The sequence below is a fragment of the Natrononativus amylolyticus genome (assembly GCF_024362525.1).
In the GTDB taxonomy this organism is placed as follows: Archaea; Halobacteriota; Halobacteria; order Halobacteriales; family Natrialbaceae; genus Natrononativus; species Natrononativus amylolyticus.
Window position 1 is genome coordinate 38,946 of the sequence record NZ_CP101458.1, and the last position, 15,791, is coordinate 54,736.

A 15,791-nucleotide genomic window follows, 5' to 3' on the forward strand; every position below is an offset into this window, starting at 1 on the left:
CAGTCGGTAATTTCTACGCGCAATCCGGGAGGACCGCTCTGCGGTCCGGACAGGGGTAAAAATCCGGCGGAGGGACACAGTTATCTGCCCGCTCTGGTAACGAACCCACAGATGAGCTACACTGTTTGCGCGGGCGGCGCAGTCGGGGTGAACCGATGCGCGTCGTAGCCAAGTTCGGCGGGACGAGTCTCGGCAGCGGCGATCGGATCAATCGCGCCGCGGACTCGATCACCGCCGCCGTCGAGGACGGCCACGAGATCGCCGTCGTCGCCAGCGCGATGGGTTCGACGACCGACGACTTACTCGAGGAGATCACCTTCGAGGCAGACGAGGAAGACCGTGCCCAGATCGTCAGCATGGGCGAGCGAACCAGCGTCCGGATGCTGAAAGCCGCTCTCTCGGCGCGGGGGGTCGACGCCACGTTTCTCGAACCCGGCAGCGAGGGCTGGCCGGTCGTCACCGACGAGTACGGCGAGGTCGACGCCGAAGAGACGCGAAGCCGGGCGCTAGCGGTCGCCGACGCGCTCGACGCGGAGGTGCCCGTGATCACGGGCTTTCTCGCGGAGGGCCCCGACGGCTCGGTAACGACGCTCGGCCGCGGCGGCTCCGATACGACCGCCGTGATGCTCGGAAAGTACATGGAAGCCGACGAGGTCGTCATCATCACCGACGTCGAGGGCGTGATGACCGGCGACCCCCACGTCGTCGAAGGTGCCCGGAACGTCGGCGAGATTTCCGTCGACGAGCTCCGAAACCTCTCGTTTCGCGGCGCCGAGGTCGTCGCTCCGTCGGCGCTGTCGTACAAGGACGGCGGCCTCGACGTCCGCGTCGTTCACTACCAGCACGGCGACCTGCTCACCGGCGGGACGAGCATCGAGGGGCAGTTCGAGAACCTGGTCGACATGCGCGAGCGGCCGCTGGCCTGTCTCACCGTCGCCGGCCGGGCGATCCGGAACCAACCCGGCGTCTTCCAGTCGCTGTCGGCCGCCCTCGGCGAGAGCAACGTCAACATCGATTCCGTCGCCAGCGGTCTCGACTCCGTGACGTTCTACGTCGACGACGAGGAGGCCGAACGCGCCGAGAACATCCTCCATCGCGAGGTCATCGCGCGCGAGGAACTCTCGAGCGTCACCGTCGACTCGCCGCTCGCGGTTATCCGCGTGACCGGCGGCGAACTGCCCAACCAGCCCGGCATCATCAGCACGATCGTCGACCCGCTCACGGACGCACGCATCAACGTCCACGACCTGATCACGAGCGCGACCAGCGTCGCGCTGTTCGTCGACTGGAGAGACCGCGAGCGCACGCTCGAGTTGACCCAGGACCTGTTCTGAGACGGATCGTTGTAACGGCTTACAACGGACCGTCCGCGTGACAGCCGGCCGACCCGAAACGAGGGTATCGGTAATCCTCTCCTGAACGAGTACGGTTTACGCAGGCGTCGAAAATGGCGCATCCAAGCCCAAGCCCTTTTACCCAATTCGTTGTCGTCGGTACCATGCTCGAGTTAGCAATCGTGTTCTTCGTGATCGCGATCATCGCCGGTGCACTCGGCGCAACGGGCGTCGCAGGCGTAACGATGACCATCGCCAAGTGGCTGGTCCTGATCTTCCTGGTGCTCGCGGTCGTGTCGCTGCTGCTGTGACGCCACCGCGGGACGACCCGCACCGACGCTAACCACCTCGAGTCGCCTCGAGGTCCGCGACCCCCTCGAGGGGAACACCTTCCTGGTGTCCGTTCGCCCGCCGAGCCGTCGGCTCGTCCGGCTGGTTCGTCCCGGCGGTCGTCGAACTACCCGCGAGGTGACGCCTCGACGACGGGTTCGTCGGACGGCTCGCCGAGCGGTGGTGAGAACGAACGGGCCCTACCGTCGGTCGCCGACGGCTCGCTTCGCCCGGTCGCGGAGCGTCGGATCGGGTTCGGGTTCCGACTCACCGCCGAGGCGGCGCTTCGCTCGCGTCTTCAGCCCCGCGGACTCCGATTCGGTGTCGTCGATCATCCAGTCGGGAAGCCGCTCGTTGAGCTCCCGTCGCTTCTCTTCTTTGAGCGAACTGTACTGTCGGAGGGCCAGACCGACGGCGAGAAACAGCCCGGCGTCGAGCAGCTCGCGCCGAAAGCGGACCCTGTCGTTGCGCACCGCGATCGCCTTGAGCAGCGAGAGCACGCCGATCGCGATGTACAGCGTCGCACTTCTCGCCGGATCGCCGCTGAGCAGCCGTTGTAGCGCCATGGGCCCCGACTACCACCTTCTGGCTGATAAATCTGGTCCGCGCTCACTCCTCGCGGCTCCGAACGCCGCGGCTGCGGCGGTCGTCGATCGGTTCGATGGCGAACTCGAGGGACTCGTAGAACGGCCGCACGCGCTCGTCGAAGTTCGCGGTGAGCCGACGCCGGCGGTCGAGGGCGGCGTCGACGAGCGCGGTTCCGATACCCCGGTCCCGTCGCCGCTTGCGGACGGCGAGCGCCGCGATGTGGTCGGCCTCCTCGCCGGGCTCGAGGACGATCGCGCCGACGATCCGTCCGTCGGCCGCGTCGGTCGTCGTCCCCGCGTTCGACGGAGAGCCCTCCACTGCGACGAGAACGTCTCCCTCCCGGATTCGGACGTCGACGTCGCCGGGCTCGAGCATGGCCGCGTCGAGGATTCGGCGGATCTCGAGGGCGTCTGCGGGGGTGGCGTTGCGAACGTACATCGGAGGTAGCACTTCGGTCGCGTGTCGGCGGCTCACTCGAGGGCCTCGAGTTCGGCGAGCAACTCGTCGATTTCGGGGCGATCCCAGCGCGAACTGCCGCGGTGGACGGAGGCGACGTCGACCTCCTCGGGCGCGCCCAAGTCGAGAACCACCGCGACGGGCATCCGGCCGATAAGATCGGAGAGTCGCCCCAGGGGTCCCAGGCGAACGGGTTGGTCGAACGCCTCGCCGGCGACGGTTTCGGGGTCGGCACACAGCGGGAACGGGAGGTCGTAGGACGCCTGCCAGCGCTCGACGGTCTCTCTGGACTCTGGAACGATCGAGACGACCTCCGCGCGCCGCTCGCGAAACTCGTCGTACCGGTCGGCGACGGCCCGGACCTGCCGACGGCAGTTGCCGCAGTAGTGGTCGCGCTGTAACAGCACGACCGCGGCGTCGTAGGCCGGGTCGACGCCCGCCCCCGTCGTGGGGTCGGCCGGCTCGACAGAGGCGGCGAGCGCCGACAGCCGCAGCGGGTCCGGCCCGGGTCCGACGTTCGGGAGTGCGAAGTCGACATCGGTGGAGGTCATACCGCCCGTTCGAGGGGGAGGCTCAAAACGACCGACCTTTCACCGTCTGGGCGGGACGCGTCGGCTCCGGGCTCGAGCGACGTCGTCACCGAGGACGACTGAGCGCCCCTTCCGCTCACCCGCCCGTGATCAACCGGAGCACGGTAACTTCCTCGGCGTCGACCGGCTGGTCCTCGGGGACGGGGCGACCGTCGACCAGGACGCTCACCTCGTGGGGACTCAACTCGAGTTCGGCGAGCAGGTCGGCGTAGCTCGGCTCGGCGGCCGGGAGCTCCGCGAGGTCGATCTCGTGGACCGCATCCCCCTTCACGTCGACGGTAACGCGCATGGTCGAAGGGTCGGCATCGCGGGCCCTTGAGCGCGTCGCTCGAGCGGCTAGCCGACCGTCGGCTCCTCCGGGCCAGTCGCCGAGGGCGACTCGCGGACCCGCCGCCGGTGGCCGTAGAGCGCCATCGAGAGCGCACCCAGCCCGAGCAGGAAGATCACGAAGTTCAGAAGGCCCCCGAGATAGGGGATCTGTGCGAGGACCGCACCGCCGACCAGACCCACGACGAGCGCGAGCCAGCGGTTGTCGACGTCGGCGTAGGAGAGCGCCCAGGCGGCGACGGCGAAGCGGCCGTAGACGATCCCAATCCAGACGAACAGCGCGAACGCGAGCGCGCCGACGATCGTGATGGGGATGCCGATCACGGTGATGGCGATCGCGGCCAGCAGGATCGGAACCCCGACGAGCACCAGCAGGCCGACGAGCCCCGAGCGAACGGGATCGGTCGCCACGCGGTCGGCGACCCGGTCGGTGAACGACGGGAACAGCGCGAGCAACACCGCACCGAGCAGCAGGTTCAGCACGAGCGCGTACAGCGCGAACAGCCAGTCGGCCAGCGGCTGGACCGTCGGCGCGACGTCGAAGCCGAGCGTCGAGTCGCGGGTCACGTCGCCGGCGACGGCTCCGGTGTTGCCCTCGAGGGCCCCGTCGTAGCGCAGGTCGCCCGCGATGGCGGCGCTCTCGCCGAGCGCAATCGTCTCCGCGCCGATCGCCGCGTCACCCGCGATTTCGCCGTCGATCACGACGTTGCCGGCGCCGGCCTGTAACGCCCCGATCGTCGCTCCCTCGGCGATTACGACGTTGCCGGCGCCCGCGGAGACCTCGCCGTCGACGGTACCGGTGATCTCGAGGTTGCCCGTCGCGACGCTGACGTCGCCGCCGACCTCGCCGGCGACGTGTACGTTGCCGGCGAGGGCGCTGACGTCACCGGTCACCGTCCCCTCGATGAAGACGTCACCGGCGACCGCGCTCACCTCGTCGACCGTTTCCCCCTCCGCCACGGTGATCGTCCCGCCGACGCCGCTGCGGTCCTGTGCGGCGACGATCCCCGGCAGCGAGCCGAGGACGACCGCGAGCACCAGGAGTACCACGAGGAATCGCGTTCTAGAACCCATACCGTAGGTACGCCGTTCTCGAGCATAAACTCGTAGTGGACATGATATGTGGTGCGAGGCTCTCTCGCGCCGACTCGAGTCGCCTGCGGTTCCGAGAGCGGGCTCGACTGCGTCGGTGGCGACGACCGCGTTCGGTCGTTTTATCTCCCGCCCACCCCTTCCCGGTGGTATGAGCGAGGCCGACGCCGAAGGCGACGCGCCGTCCGGCGGGAAGACCGAGGTCTGGATCGAGAAGTACCGGCCGGAGCGGTTGGCCGAGATCAAAGGTCACGAGAACATCGTGCCCCGCCTGCTGCGCTACGTCGAGCAGAACGACCTCCCCCATTTATTATTTGCAGGGCCTGCAGGAACGGGAAAAACTACCGCATCGCAAGCCATCGCCCGCGAAATCTACGGCGACGACTGGCGAGAGAACTTTCTCGAGTTAAACGCCTCCGACCAGCGCGGGATCGACGTCGTCCGCGACCGAATCAAGAACTTCGCGCGCGCGAGCTTCGGCGGCTACGACCATCGCATCATCTTTCTCGACGAGGCCGACGCGCTCACGAGCGACGCCCAGTCGGCGCTGCGCCGAACCATGGAGGAGTTCTCCCACAACACCCGCTTCATCCTCTCGTGTAACTACTCGAGTCAGATCATCGACCCCATCCAGTCTCGCTGTGCGGTCTTTCGGTTCACCCAGCTCGGCGAGGACGCCGTCGAGGCGCAGATCCGCGAAATCGCCGCAACCGAGGGGATCGAGGTGGCCGACGACGGGGTCGACGCGCTGATCTACGCCGCCGACGGTGACATGCGAAAGGCGATCAACGCCCTCCAGGCGGCCGCGGTTATGGGCGAAACCGTCGACGAGGAGACGGTGTTCGCGATCACCGCGACCGCCCGTCCCGAGGAGGTCGAGGCGATGGTCGCCCACGCCATCGACGGCGACTTCACGGCGGCGCGGGCCGCCCTGGATGACCTGCTCACCGACCGCGGGCTCGCCGGCGGCGACGTCATCGACCAGCTCCACCGCTCGGCCTGGGAGTTCGACATCTCTGAACGGGCGACGGTGCGGCTGCTCGAGCGTCTCGGCGAGGTCGACTACCGGATCACCGAGGGCGCGAGCGAGCGGCTCCAGCTCGAGGCGCTGCTCGCCTCGCTGGCGCTCGAGACCGACGCCGACGCGTAGCTCGAACCGGTGTTCAGCGGTCGCCTCGCCGAGACGCTCGAGCGAGGACCGACGGCCGGCTCGAGGCCGCAGTGTCTCGCGTACTAAAAGCCACGACTACTGAAGGCGAACGGGTACCCGTCTCGTCCCCCTCGGTGTAGATGACGGGAGCCCGAACAGACAGGCAACTCGAACCATAGCACACCCCCGGGCCCCGTTGCGTGTATCGTGCGGTCGACCAGACCCTCCCCCACTGCCTCCCCCGGGCAGTTTTCGACGGACGTTCGATACCGGCCAGCGACGCGGCTGGTGCGATTCCCGTACCCACGGATCTGCTGGTCTGTGAGGGAACGGCACCGACGCGACGACAGCGGCGGTGCCACGGAGGGATGTCGCCTCGCGCCGCGTTCGTCGACGGGTCGTCTAGGGCGGTTCGCGGGTACATCGGAGCTGACTCCAGGAGTCCGTCCGAAGGGACTGGCCGTTGCGGAACTGTTTTAGGCACTGCATGGTCAACAGCACATAGCAATGAGTGAACTGGAGGAAGAGTACCAACTCGAGTACTTCGAGGAGGAGGGGTTCGACCGGAAGACGTGTCCCTCCTGTGGCGCGCACTTCTGGACGCGCGACCACGAGCGGGAGACCTGCGGCGAGCCGCCCTGCGAGGAGTACGACTTCATCGGGAACCCCGGCTTCGACGAGGAGTACAGCCTTGAGGAGATGCGAGAGACGTTCCTCTCCTTTTTCGAGGAGCACGGCCACGAGCGGATCGACCCCTACCCGGTCGCGGCGAACCGCTGGCGCGACGACGTCCTGCTCACGCAGGCGTCGGTCTACGACTTCCAGCCGCTTGTGACCAGCGGCCAGTCGCCGCCGCCGGCGAACCCGCTGACCATCTCGCAACCGTGCATCCGGATGCAGGACATCGACAACGTCGGCAAGACCGGCCGACACACGATGGCCTTCGAGATGATGGCCCACCACGCGTTCAACGCCCGGGAGGACCTCGAGGACCCCGAGCAGTACGCCTATCAGGGGGAGGTGTACTGGAAGGACGAAACCGTCGAGTACTGCGACGAGTTTTTCACCTCGCTGGGGGTTGACCTCGAGGAGATCGTCTACATCGAGGACCCGTGGGTCGGCGGCGGCAACGCCGGCCCGGCGATCGAGGTCATCTTCAAGGGCGTCGAACTCGCGACGCTCGTTTTCATGTGTATGGAGCAGGACCCCGACGGCGAGTTCGAGATGAAAGACGGGAACCGCTACTCCTACATGGACACCTACATCGTCGACACCGGCTACGGGCTCGAGCGCTGGGCCTGGGTCTCTCAAGGAACGCCGACGGTGTACGAGGCGATCTACCCGGACATGATCGACTTCCTCACCGAGAACGCCGACCTCGAGTACACCGACGCGGAGGAAGAACTCGTCCACCGTGCCGCGAAACGGGCGGGTCACATGGACATCGACGAGGCAGAAGACATGGAGACCGCCCGCGCCACGATCGCCGACGAACTCGGCGTCGACCGGGCCGACCTCGAGGAGTTGATGGCGCCGCTCGAGGCGATCTACGCCATCGCCGACCACTGTCGGACCCTCGCGTACATGTTCGGCGACGGGATCGTCCCCTCGAACGTCGCCACCGGTTACCTCGCGCGGATGGTGCTCCGACGCACCAAGCGCCTCTGCGACACGGTGGGCGTCGACGCGCCGCTGGACGAACTCGTCGACATGCAGGCCGAGCGGCTCGGATACGAAAATCGGGATACGATCCGGGACGTCGTCCGCACGGAGGTCGAGAAGTACCGCGAGACCCTGGAGCGGGGCGGCCGCCGGGTCGAGACGCTCGCCGCGGAGTACGCAGAGCGCGGCGAGACGATCCCCACCTCGGAGCTGATCGAACTCTACGACTCTCACGGCATTCAGCCGGATATGGTCGCCGAAATCGCAGCGGAGGTCGGCGCCGACGTGCAGGTTCCCGACGACTTCTACAGCCTCGTCGCAGAACGCCACGACACCGCCGAGGCGCTCGAGACGACCGACGAGGAGCCCGACGAGCGATTCGCCGACCTGCCGGAGACGGAGCAGCTGTACTACGACGACCAGCAGCGCACCCAGTTCGAGGCCGTCGTTCTGGACGTCTTCGAACGCGAGGAGGGGTACGACGTCGTGCTCGATCAGACGATGTTCTACCCCGAAGGCGGGGGCCAGCCCGCCGACTGGGGGACGCTGTCGACCGACGAGACGACCGCGGAGGTCACCGACGTCCAGATCGAAGAGGGCGTCATCCTCCACCGGACCGACGAGCCACTCGGCAAGGGCGAGTTCGTCAACGGCCAGCTCAATGCACCCCGCCGGCGCCAGCTGATGCGCCACCACACGGCGACGCACATCATCATGCACGCCGCCCGGCAGGTACTCGGCGAGCACGTCCGCCAGGCGGGCGCCCAGAAGGGCGTCGACTCTTCGCGGATCGACCTGCGCCACTACGCCCGGATCTCCCGGAGCGACGTCAAGCGCATCGAGCGCGTCGCGAACGGGATGGTGATGGACAACACCTCGGTGAGTCAGGAGTGGCCCCACCGCCAGGACGCCGAGGCAGAACACGGCTTCGACCTCTATCAGGGCGGCATTCCACCGGGAACGAACATCAGGCTGATCCACGTCGCCGAGGACGTCCAGGCCTGCGGGGGGACCCACGTCGCTCGCACCGGCGACATCGGCGCGATCAAGGTCCTCACGACCGAACGGGTCCAGGACGGCGTCGAGCGGATCGTCTTCGCGGCCGGCGACGCCGCGGTCGAGGCGACCCAGCGCACCGAGGACGCCCTCTACGAGGCGGCCGAGGAGCTCGACGTCTCCCCCGAGAACGTCCCCGAGACCGCCCGGCGGTTCTTCGAGGAGTGGAAAGAACGCGGCAAGCAGATCGAGGAACTGAACGAGCAACTCGCCGAAGCTCGCGCCAGCGGCGGCGGAGGCGGCGAGGAGCTCGAGGTCGGCGAGGCGACGGCGGTCGTCCAGCGCATCGACGCCGGCATGGACGAACTCCGGGCGACGGCGAACGCGCTCGTCGAGGAGGGGAAGATCGCCGTCCTCGGCTCCGGGGAGAGCGGCGCCCAGTTCGTCGTTGCGGTTCCCGACGGCTCGGCGGTCAACGCCGGCGAGGTCGTCGGCGAACTCGCGGGTCGGGTCGGTGGCGGCGGCGGCGGGCCGCCGGACTTCGCGCAGGGCGGCGGTCCCGACGCGGAGGCGCTGGACGACGCCCTCGAGGACGCGCCGACCATCCTTCAGCGGACGCTCGACGCCTGAGACGATCTGCTGTAGTCTCGAACTCCCGACACACCTACAAGGGTGGTTCGCGGGGTGCCGACACTGACGTACAGTACTTCCTTTCAGCGCGCTCGCGTCGTCCCCTTTCTGTCGGCCACGGCCACGATTCGTGCGACCATAGAAACATTATTATATGCATAGAAATAACAGAATAAATACTGAATGGGCGCCGGTGGTGTTGACGCAGGAACACGCTATAGTAAATATCCGGATTAATTAATTGGTAAACTATCTGAAAACGCAAGACGGTACGTAATACTTATGTTGGCGTGCGATTCTCTACCAGTATGCGACGGAGGCACTTCGTAAAAAGTGGGGCGGTCGCGGCAACCGGTGTAACGCTCGGACTGGCAGGGTGTCTCGGTAACGGCGACGACGACGCCGACGACACCGCTGACGATACCGCTGACGACGCGGGGGATGCCGGCGACGACTTCCCGACGGATTCGCTCACGTGGATGATTCCGTGGTCGGAGGGAGGGGGGACGGACACGTACGCCCGACAGCTCCAGCCGCTCATGGAGGATCCGCTCGGGCAGACGGTCGAAATCGACAACCGGGAGGGTGCCGGCGGGATGGTCGGTGCACAGTGGCTGGCCGAACAGGACGCCGACGGCTACACGTTCGGGACGATCAACTCGGTCGGCTCGCACTTCACCTGGCTCGCGACCGAGACCGACACTTTCCACATCGAAGAGGACTTCGACCCGATCGCGTACTCGGGGATCTTCGGTTACACGCTCATCGTCAACAACGACGCCGCCGACGACGCGGGGATCGACGACTACGGCGACCTGCGGGACGCCTACGCCGACGGCGAAATCTCCGGCTTCGGTTACCAGGGCGCCGGCAGCGACAGTCATCTCACCACCCTGTTGCTCAGAGACGAGTACGGCCTCGAGTACGACACCGCGGTGCCGTACGACGGCGGTGGCCCGACCTCCGAGGCCGTTATCAGCGGCGAGGTTGCGGCCGGCTTCGCGACGAACACGTCCGCCATCGGTGCCGAGGAGTCCGGTGAAGCGACCGCGCTCGTGAACCTGATGGACATCGACATCAGCGACGCGTTCCCGGATATCGACGAGATCACGAACTACGGCGACAGTCTCGCCTGGATCACGGAGTTCCACCAGGTCCAGCTGGCACCGGCAGGGACGCCCGAGGACGCCCGCCAGACGATCTCGGAGGCGATCGAGGAGGCGGCAACCAGCGACGAGGCGCAGGAGTGGGCCGAGGACACCGGCAACGTCCTCGAGTACGGTGACATGGACGAGGCCGAGGAGGTGTACTTCGGCCTTGTCGACGAGATCGAACAGAACGTCGAGGAGGCGATCGGCGGCATCGACGAGTTCATCCAGATGGCCGAAGAGGAGTAGCCGATACGAGACGCGGTAACCGCACCGAATCGACGGGGCTGACGAAGTCGACCCGAGGACGCCGCCGTTCGGTATCCGTTCCGAAGCAGGGTCGGCTGTCCGTCCGCCGTACGAACGAACCAGTTCGAACGCGATTTCCAACGACGTAGAAAGACGATGACACAGGACGGATCGGGGGTGGACGGTATACAGGAGACGACACTGGCCGTGGTTCGAAGCGTTGCCGACGCCGTCGAACCGGTGTTGGGCGAGCGCCCGACGATGGAGCACGTGCTGTTGTTGTTGTTCCTCGTGACGGGTATCTACATGTACTACGGCGCTCGAGAGTTCTCTCCGGCCGCAGCGGAGTTTCCGCAGGTCATGGCCGGGCTGACGATCATCCTCTCTGTGCTGCTTCTCGCCAGGAACTACCTGACGGTCGTCGGTCCGGTGATGCTGGCCGCGCTCGGCCTGTACGCGGTCTACACCGGCGCGACCACGTATCTGGAAACCGGCGATGGGCTGTTACGAACCGTGGTCGGACTCGTCTTCGTGATCGTGAGCGTCGTCTACCGGGAGCAGGTCGGCCAGTCCGCGGAGTCGTTCGTCGCCGAACCCATGCAGATAATGGGCGAGGAGGACATGGATCTCCCCGGCGGCGACGCGGAGGAGGACGACCTCGAGGAGTCGGCCGAAGACGGCGACGGATCGGGAGCGATGTACACCTACGACATCGACGACCCGAGGGGGCCGGTCGTGACCGGCGTCCTCTGTATCGCCTACATGCTGGTGACGTTCGCGATCGGGATGCTGTACGCGACGCCACTGTTCGTGGCGGCCTGGGCGCTCTGGGTCCGGATGGAACTCCTCAGGGCGGTCGCGCTCACGTTCATCAGCTTCGCCAGCGCGCACCTCTTCTACGAGTACATCCAGTCCGACATCGCCGAGGGCTGGCTCACCGGCTGGGAGCCCACGCCGCCGGACGTCCTGCTCGAGCCGATCACCGAGCCGCTGTTCGATCTGATCGGGCAGGTACTCGACCAGCTGTTCGACGCCGTGGGGCTGTCGACGCAGGTCGTTGACGTTCTCGTGGTGATTCTCGCATGAGCATGGAGACGCTGTTCGGCGCGATCGACGCGCTGTTGACCACCCAGACGATGTTCTGGCTGCTTCTCGGGGTCGTCATCGGCATCATCGTCGGCGGCCTCCCGGGACTCGGCCCGCCGCTCGGGATGGCGATCATCCTGCCGCTGACGCTGCCGCTCGAGGCGGCGGACGCGATCATCCTCCTCGTCGGCGTCTACAGCGGCTCGATGTACGGGGGGTCGATCGCGGCGATCCTGATCAACACGCCGGGCGTCTCGTCGTCCGCGGCGACGATGTTCGACGGCTACCCCATGTCCCAGCAGGGGCGGGCAGCGACGGCGCTCTCGATCTCGGCGACGGCCTCCGCGTTCGCGGGGCTGTTCACGATCACGGCGCTGATCCTGTTCTCGCCGCTGCTGATCGAGATGGTGCTCGCCGTCGGCACCCCCGAGCGGTTCCTCGTGGCGCTGCTCGGGCTGTCGATGATCACGGTCATCACCCGCGGTTCGTTCGCGAAGGGGCTGCTCGCCGGTGTCGCGGGGCTGCTCATCACGACCATCGGCTCCGCCCAGCCGATCTCGATCGAGCGGCGGTACGCCGAGTCGCTGTTGCTCTTCGACGGCATCGACTTCGTCGCGGTGCTGATCGGCCTGTTCGCGATCGCGGAGATGATGAAACTCGCCGGCCAGAAGGGCGGCATCGCGGAGGGCGAAGTCAGGATCGACCGGAAGGGGATCACGGAGGGGATCACGTCGACGGTCACTCGCCCCGTCACGGTGATCAAGTCGGGGCTGATCGGGATGCTCGTCGGCGCGATCCCCGGCGCGGGCGCGACCGTCTCGAACTTCGTCGCCTACTCCGAGGCGGTGCGGGCCTCCTCCGATCCCGACTCGTTCGGCTCCGGAAACGAGGTCGGCGTCGTCGCGAGCGAGGCGTCGAACAACGGGACCGTCGCGGGTTCGCTCGTCCCCGCGATCTCGTTCGGTATCCCCGGCAGCTCCTCGACGGCGGTCCTCATCGGCGGCCTGCTCATGCATGGGCTGCGGCCCGGACCGAGCATGTTCCAGGCCGACGGCGAACTCCTGTTGACGTACACGATGTTGCTCGCGCTGCTCGTCGGAAACGTCGTGATCCTCGTCTTCGGACTCACGATGGTCACTCGCCTCGGCTACCTGACGAAGATCGACACGGACTACATCATCCCGATGGTCGTCGTCCTCTCGTTCCTGGGAACGTACGCGCTTCGGATCAACCCCATCGACATCGTGACGATCATCGTCTTCGGGGTGATCGGCTTCTACATGGTGCGGTACAACTACTCCGTGATCGCGTTCGTTCTCGGAGTGGTCCTCGGGGACATCGCGGAGGACAACCTGTACACCGCCTTGCAGCTCTCCGACGGCTCGTACATGATCTTCGTCAACCCGCTCGAGTACGGCCGCTGGCTCTCGCTCGTCCTCTCGCTCATGATCTTCGCGCTGCTGTTCGGACCGTTCATCAAGCGCGGAATCGCGAACTTCCGGTCCGCCTGAGACGGTTCGGCTGCGTTTTCTGAATCTCCTCCTGTGAGCCTACGCCTCCGGGAAGATGCTCTCGGGCAGATAGGCGGTGACGATCCAGTTGGGCGCGTCGACGACCTCGCTGATCTTCAGGTCGACGGCGGCCGAACAGAGGATGTACGCCTCCCCTCGCGTGAGTCCGCGCTCCTCGTGGAGGTGGTCGATCATGTGCAACACCGCGAGCTTCGTCGCCTCCATCAGGTCGTCGTCGATTCCGGTGGTGGCGTACATCCGCTCGTCCCGGCCGGTGGGCGTGAACGGACCGCTGGTTTCGAACTGGGGCTGGTCGATCTCGCGGTCTTTCTCGAGGCCGAACCGGGCGGTGACGAACATCGGCGCCTCGATGCCGGTGACACAGACCTCGCCGTCGCCCTGGGCGGCGTGGCAGTCGCCCACCGAAAACAGCGCGTCTTCGACCGCGACGGGGAGGTACACCGTCGAACCGGTGGTCATGTGTTTGACGTCCATGTTGCCGCCCACGTTCCGGGGCGGCAGCGTCTCGTGTTCGCCCGCCTCCGCGGGTGCGACGCCGATCGTCCCCGGGAACGGCTCGAGGGGCACTTCGATGCCGTTTACGAAGTGGCCGACGTCACCCTCGAGATCCCAGATGTGGACGTCGGCCTCGGGGAACTCATCGGGGAGGAGGCCGAGCCCCATCTCGCCGGGGAGGAAGCCGGTGTATCCCCAGCCCTTGTGCTGGAAGCCCAGCAGTTCGACGACGAGGGTGTCGCCGGGTTCGGCTCCCTCGACGGCGACGGGACCGGTCAGCGGGTGGACGGGGTCGAAGCTGACGTTCTGGAACTCCTCGGGGCCGGACTCGACGTCGACCTGGCGGTCGACGGCGTCGCGACACTCGAAGCGGACGACGTCGCCGGGTTCGACGGTGAGCACGGGGTCGAGGGCGTTGTCCCAGGCGTTGTGGATGTTTCGGTCGGCGTCGCTCAGTCGGTGGTCGACGGTGTACGCTGGCTCCGACATGTGCTCGTGGCAACGACGAGTACGGTATTAATTGTCGGGCTGTCGATCCCGAACCGCCAGTCAGCGGCGCCGACCGTCGGTGGGTCGCTTCCGTGCGAGCGCCAGCAAGCCGAGTTCGACCGCCAGCACGCCGAGACCGAAGCCGGCGACCAGTCCCGTCACCTGTGGGCGACTGACGGTGACGGCGATCACCCCGAGCGAGAGGATCGCCAGCGCGTAGACGGCGGTGGCTTTCGGACTCGAGGAGAGCCAGGAGAGCGCGGCGACGACGCCACAGGCGACCCCGCCGCCGACGGCGAGCGGGGAGAGGGCGACGCCGTAGAGCCACGCGAACGCCGGAACGCCGACCAGAAGGATCGCCAGCGCCGTCAGCAGTTCGCCCCCGCGCCCGGATCGCTCGACCGTTCGCTCGGGCCGGTCGCCCGCGGTCATCCTTCGAGCAACCGGCGCTCTGCGACGCGCTCGACGGCCGCCGCGTCTCCCTCGGGCGCGTAGACGCCGAGTCGCCACTGGGCTCGCTGGGCCGCCTGGAGCCCCTGGACCAGCGGGGACTGCTCGCGGAGGCGACGCACCTCGCCGGCGACGACCACTCCCGTCTCGGTTTCGGGCATACTCGGCCGGCCGGGACAGTCGACGACGACCGCTCGCGGCTCGACCCCCGCGGCCTCGGCGAGTTCGGCCTCGAGCTCTCGAACGTCGTCGTGGTCGGCCTCGAGCAGCCACTCCGGGGCGGCCTCGAGTTCGGCCCAGACGGCGCGCTTGTACAGCCGCCGCTCGGCCAGCCTGGCGGCGACGTCGGCGGTTGCCGGACAGTCGTGCAGCGCGGCGAGCAACTGGGCGTCGGTCATCCGGGCGAACGTCTCGACCGCGAGGTCGGTCTCGTCGAGCAGGGTTTCGGAGGCGCGCTCGAGCATCGCGCCGGCGATCCGGGAGACGTGGTGGCGGTAGACGGTCGCGTTCATCAGCGCGCGGGCGACCAGCAGGCTTTCGGCGGCGGCGACGTTCCCCTCCGCCAGCGCGAGGTCGCCGTCGACGAACCGGAGGACCCGAACGAGCCGGCCGGGGTCGACGGTGCCGTAGGGAACGCCCGTGTGGTGGGCGTCCCGCACGAGGTAGTCCATCCGGTCCACGTCGAGGTCGCTCGAGACGAGCTGACCTAGCTTCCCCTCGCCGGCGATCAGGTCGGCCACCGCACCCGCGTCGAGCCCGTGGGAGCCGAGAACGTCGCCGAGTTCGCCGTTTTCGAGCAGGTGGGCGACGTCGTCGTGGTGTCTTCCGAGGCGGCGTTCGATGATTCGCTCGGTCTGGTGGCCGTAGGGGCCGTGGCCCACGTCGTGGAGCAGCGCCGCCGCGCGGACGGCGTCGGCGCGGGCGCCCTCGATCTCGAGCTGTGAGAGCGCCTGGCGAGCGAGGTGGTAGACGCCGAGGCTGTGTTCGAACCGGGTGTGGCTCGCCGACGGATAGACCAGCCGCACCGTCGAGAGCTGTTTGACGTGTCGCAGCCGCTGCATCGCCGCCGTATCGAGCAGGTCGCGGGCGACGCCGTCGACCTCCACGTAGTCGTGGACGGCGTCTTTGATCGCTTGCATAGGGGTACTCTCGAGGCTCGCATCAAAACGGAATCGGTAGCTGATCGG

General features: G+C 67.2%; 15 protein-coding genes. 7 read left to right on the plus strand and 8 right to left on the minus strand.

What is annotated here, in order from left to right:
- Window positions 1-155 precede the first annotated feature (155 nt).
- The gene (locus NMQ11_RS00205; RefSeq protein WP_255169372.1) at window positions 156-1,334 is read left to right on the plus strand and encodes an aspartate kinase; all 1,179 of its coding nucleotides are present in this window, start codon (window positions 156-158) and stop codon (window positions 1,332-1,334) included.
- Window positions 1,335-1,498: 164 nt separating this feature from the next.
- Window positions 1,499-1,645, plus strand: coding sequence for a DUF1328 domain-containing protein (locus NMQ11_RS00210; protein ID WP_255169373.1), 147 nt, complete (start codon window positions 1,499-1,501; stop codon window positions 1,643-1,645).
- 219 nt (window positions 1,646-1,864) lie between these two features.
- Here the strand turns inward: NMQ11_RS00210 and NMQ11_RS00215 are convergent, their stop codons facing one another.
- The 5 genes from NMQ11_RS00215 to NMQ11_RS00235 all read right to left on the minus strand — a co-directional run bounded on the left by NMQ11_RS00215 (window position 1,865) and on the right by NMQ11_RS00235 (window position 4,699).
- A complete protein-coding gene (locus NMQ11_RS00215; protein ID WP_255169374.1) occupies window positions 1,865-2,230 on the minus strand; it encodes a hypothetical protein in 366 nt (121 codons plus the stop codon).
- Between the two features lie 43 nt (window positions 2,231-2,273).
- The gene (locus NMQ11_RS00220; RefSeq protein WP_255169375.1) at window positions 2,274-2,690 is read right to left on the minus strand and encodes a GNAT family N-acetyltransferase; all 417 of its coding nucleotides are present in this window, start codon (window positions 2,688-2,690) and stop codon (window positions 2,274-2,276) included.
- A 32-nt stretch (window positions 2,691-2,722) separates the two neighbouring features.
- Window positions 2,723-3,259, minus strand: coding sequence for a peroxiredoxin family protein (locus NMQ11_RS00225; RefSeq protein WP_255169376.1), 537 nt, complete (start codon window positions 3,257-3,259; stop codon window positions 2,723-2,725).
- Between the two features lie 115 nt (window positions 3,260-3,374).
- The gene (gene samp2 / locus NMQ11_RS00230; RefSeq protein WP_255169377.1) at window positions 3,375-3,587 is read right to left on the minus strand and encodes a ubiquitin-like small modifier protein SAMP2; all 213 of its coding nucleotides are present in this window, start codon (window positions 3,585-3,587) and stop codon (window positions 3,375-3,377) included.
- Window positions 3,588-3,634: 47 nt separating this feature from the next.
- A complete protein-coding gene (locus tag NMQ11_RS00235; protein ID WP_255169378.1) occupies window positions 3,635-4,699 on the minus strand; it encodes a bactofilin family protein in 1,065 nt (354 codons plus the stop codon).
- Window positions 4,700-4,868: 169 nt separating this feature from the next.
- Here NMQ11_RS00235 and NMQ11_RS00240 point away from each other — a divergent pair, with 169 nt between their 5' ends.
- The 5 genes from NMQ11_RS00240 (at window position 4,869) to NMQ11_RS00260 (ending at window position 13,149) form a co-directional block, all read left to right on the plus strand.
- Window positions 4,869-5,867 (plus strand): replication factor C small subunit, encoded by a 999-nt coding sequence (locus tag NMQ11_RS00240; protein ID WP_255169379.1) that lies wholly within the window; start codon window positions 4,869-4,871, stop codon window positions 5,865-5,867.
- A gap of 507 nt (window positions 5,868-6,374) precedes the next feature.
- The gene (alaS, locus tag NMQ11_RS00245) at window positions 6,375-9,155 is read left to right on the plus strand and encodes an alanine--tRNA ligase (protein ID WP_255169380.1); all 2,781 of its coding nucleotides are present in this window, start codon (window positions 6,375-6,377) and stop codon (window positions 9,153-9,155) included.
- 308 nt (window positions 9,156-9,463) lie between these two features.
- Complete coding sequence (locus NMQ11_RS00250; RefSeq protein WP_255169381.1) at window positions 9,464-10,552, plus strand: tripartite tricarboxylate transporter substrate binding protein; 1,089 nt, start codon at window positions 9,464-9,466, stop codon at window positions 10,550-10,552.
- A 156-nt stretch (window positions 10,553-10,708) separates the two neighbouring features.
- A complete protein-coding gene (locus tag NMQ11_RS00255) occupies window positions 10,709-11,638 on the plus strand; it encodes a hypothetical protein (RefSeq protein WP_255169382.1) in 930 nt (309 codons plus the stop codon).
- Window positions 11,635-13,149 carry a tripartite tricarboxylate transporter permease gene (locus tag NMQ11_RS00260; RefSeq protein WP_255169383.1) on the plus strand — a complete coding sequence of 505 codons (1,515 nt, stop codon included), beginning with the start codon at window positions 11,635-11,637 and terminating at the stop codon, window positions 13,147-13,149. The genes NMQ11_RS00255 and NMQ11_RS00260 overlap by 4 nt, the downstream gene beginning before the upstream one ends.
- Before the next feature lie 39 nt (window positions 13,150-13,188).
- Here the strand turns inward: NMQ11_RS00260 and NMQ11_RS00265 are convergent, their stop codons facing one another.
- The 3 genes from NMQ11_RS00265 to NMQ11_RS00275 are packed head-to-tail and all read right to left on the minus strand — an operon-like array spanning window position 13,189 to window position 15,743.
- A complete protein-coding gene (locus tag NMQ11_RS00265) occupies window positions 13,189-14,154 on the minus strand; it encodes an acetamidase/formamidase family protein (protein ID WP_255169384.1) in 966 nt (321 codons plus the stop codon).
- A gap of 60 nt (window positions 14,155-14,214) precedes the next feature.
- On the minus strand, window positions 14,215-14,586 hold the full coding sequence (locus NMQ11_RS00270) for a hypothetical protein (protein WP_255169385.1): 372 nt from the start codon (window positions 14,584-14,586) through the stop codon (window positions 14,215-14,217).
- Window positions 14,583-15,743, minus strand: coding sequence for an HD domain-containing protein (locus NMQ11_RS00275; RefSeq protein WP_255169386.1), 1,161 nt, complete (start codon window positions 15,741-15,743; stop codon window positions 14,583-14,585). Before NMQ11_RS00275 ends, NMQ11_RS00270 begins: the two co-directional genes overlap by 4 nt.
- Between the last annotated feature and the right edge of the window lie 48 nt (window positions 15,744-15,791).

Coding starts and splice junctions, on each gene's coding strand:
- NMQ11_RS00235 (WP_255169378.1), bottom strand. CDS start 4,699: ATGGGTTCTAGAACGCGATTCCTCGTGGTACTCCTGGTGCTCGCGGTC.
- NMQ11_RS00265 (WP_255169384.1), bottom strand. CDS start 14,154: ATGTCGGAGCCAGCGTACACCGTCGACCACCGACTGAGCGACGCCGAC.
- NMQ11_RS00255 (WP_255169382.1), top strand. CDS start 10,709: ATGACACAGGACGGATCGGGGGTGGACGGTATACAGGAGACGACACTG.
- NMQ11_RS00275 (WP_255169386.1), bottom strand. CDS start 15,743: ATGCAAGCGATCAAAGACGCCGTCCACGACTACGTGGAGGTCGACGGC.
- NMQ11_RS00250 (WP_255169381.1), top strand. CDS start 9,464: ATGCGACGGAGGCACTTCGTAAAAAGTGGGGCGGTCGCGGCAACCGGT.
- NMQ11_RS00205 (WP_255169372.1), top strand. CDS start 156: ATGCGCGTCGTAGCCAAGTTCGGCGGGACGAGTCTCGGCAGCGGCGAT.
- samp2 (WP_255169377.1), bottom strand. CDS start 3,587: ATGCGCGTTACCGTCGACGTGAAGGGGGATGCGGTCCACGAGATCGAC.
- NMQ11_RS00270 (WP_255169385.1), bottom strand. CDS start 14,586: ATGACCGCGGGCGACCGGCCCGAGCGAACGGTCGAGCGATCCGGGCGC.
- NMQ11_RS00240 (WP_255169379.1), top strand. CDS start 4,869: ATGAGCGAGGCCGACGCCGAAGGCGACGCGCCGTCCGGCGGGAAGACC.
- NMQ11_RS00210 (WP_255169373.1), top strand. CDS start 1,499: ATGCTCGAGTTAGCAATCGTGTTCTTCGTGATCGCGATCATCGCCGGT.
- NMQ11_RS00215 (WP_255169374.1), bottom strand. CDS start 2,230: ATGGCGCTACAACGGCTGCTCAGCGGCGATCCGGCGAGAAGTGCGACG.
- NMQ11_RS00260 (WP_255169383.1), top strand. CDS start 11,635: ATGAGCATGGAGACGCTGTTCGGCGCGATCGACGCGCTGTTGACCACC.
- NMQ11_RS00225 (WP_255169376.1), bottom strand. CDS start 3,259: ATGACCTCCACCGATGTCGACTTCGCACTCCCGAACGTCGGACCCGGG.
- alaS (WP_255169380.1), top strand. CDS start 6,375: ATGAGTGAACTGGAGGAAGAGTACCAACTCGAGTACTTCGAGGAGGAG.
- NMQ11_RS00220 (WP_255169375.1), bottom strand. CDS start 2,690: ATGTACGTTCGCAACGCCACCCCCGCAGACGCCCTCGAGATCCGCCGA.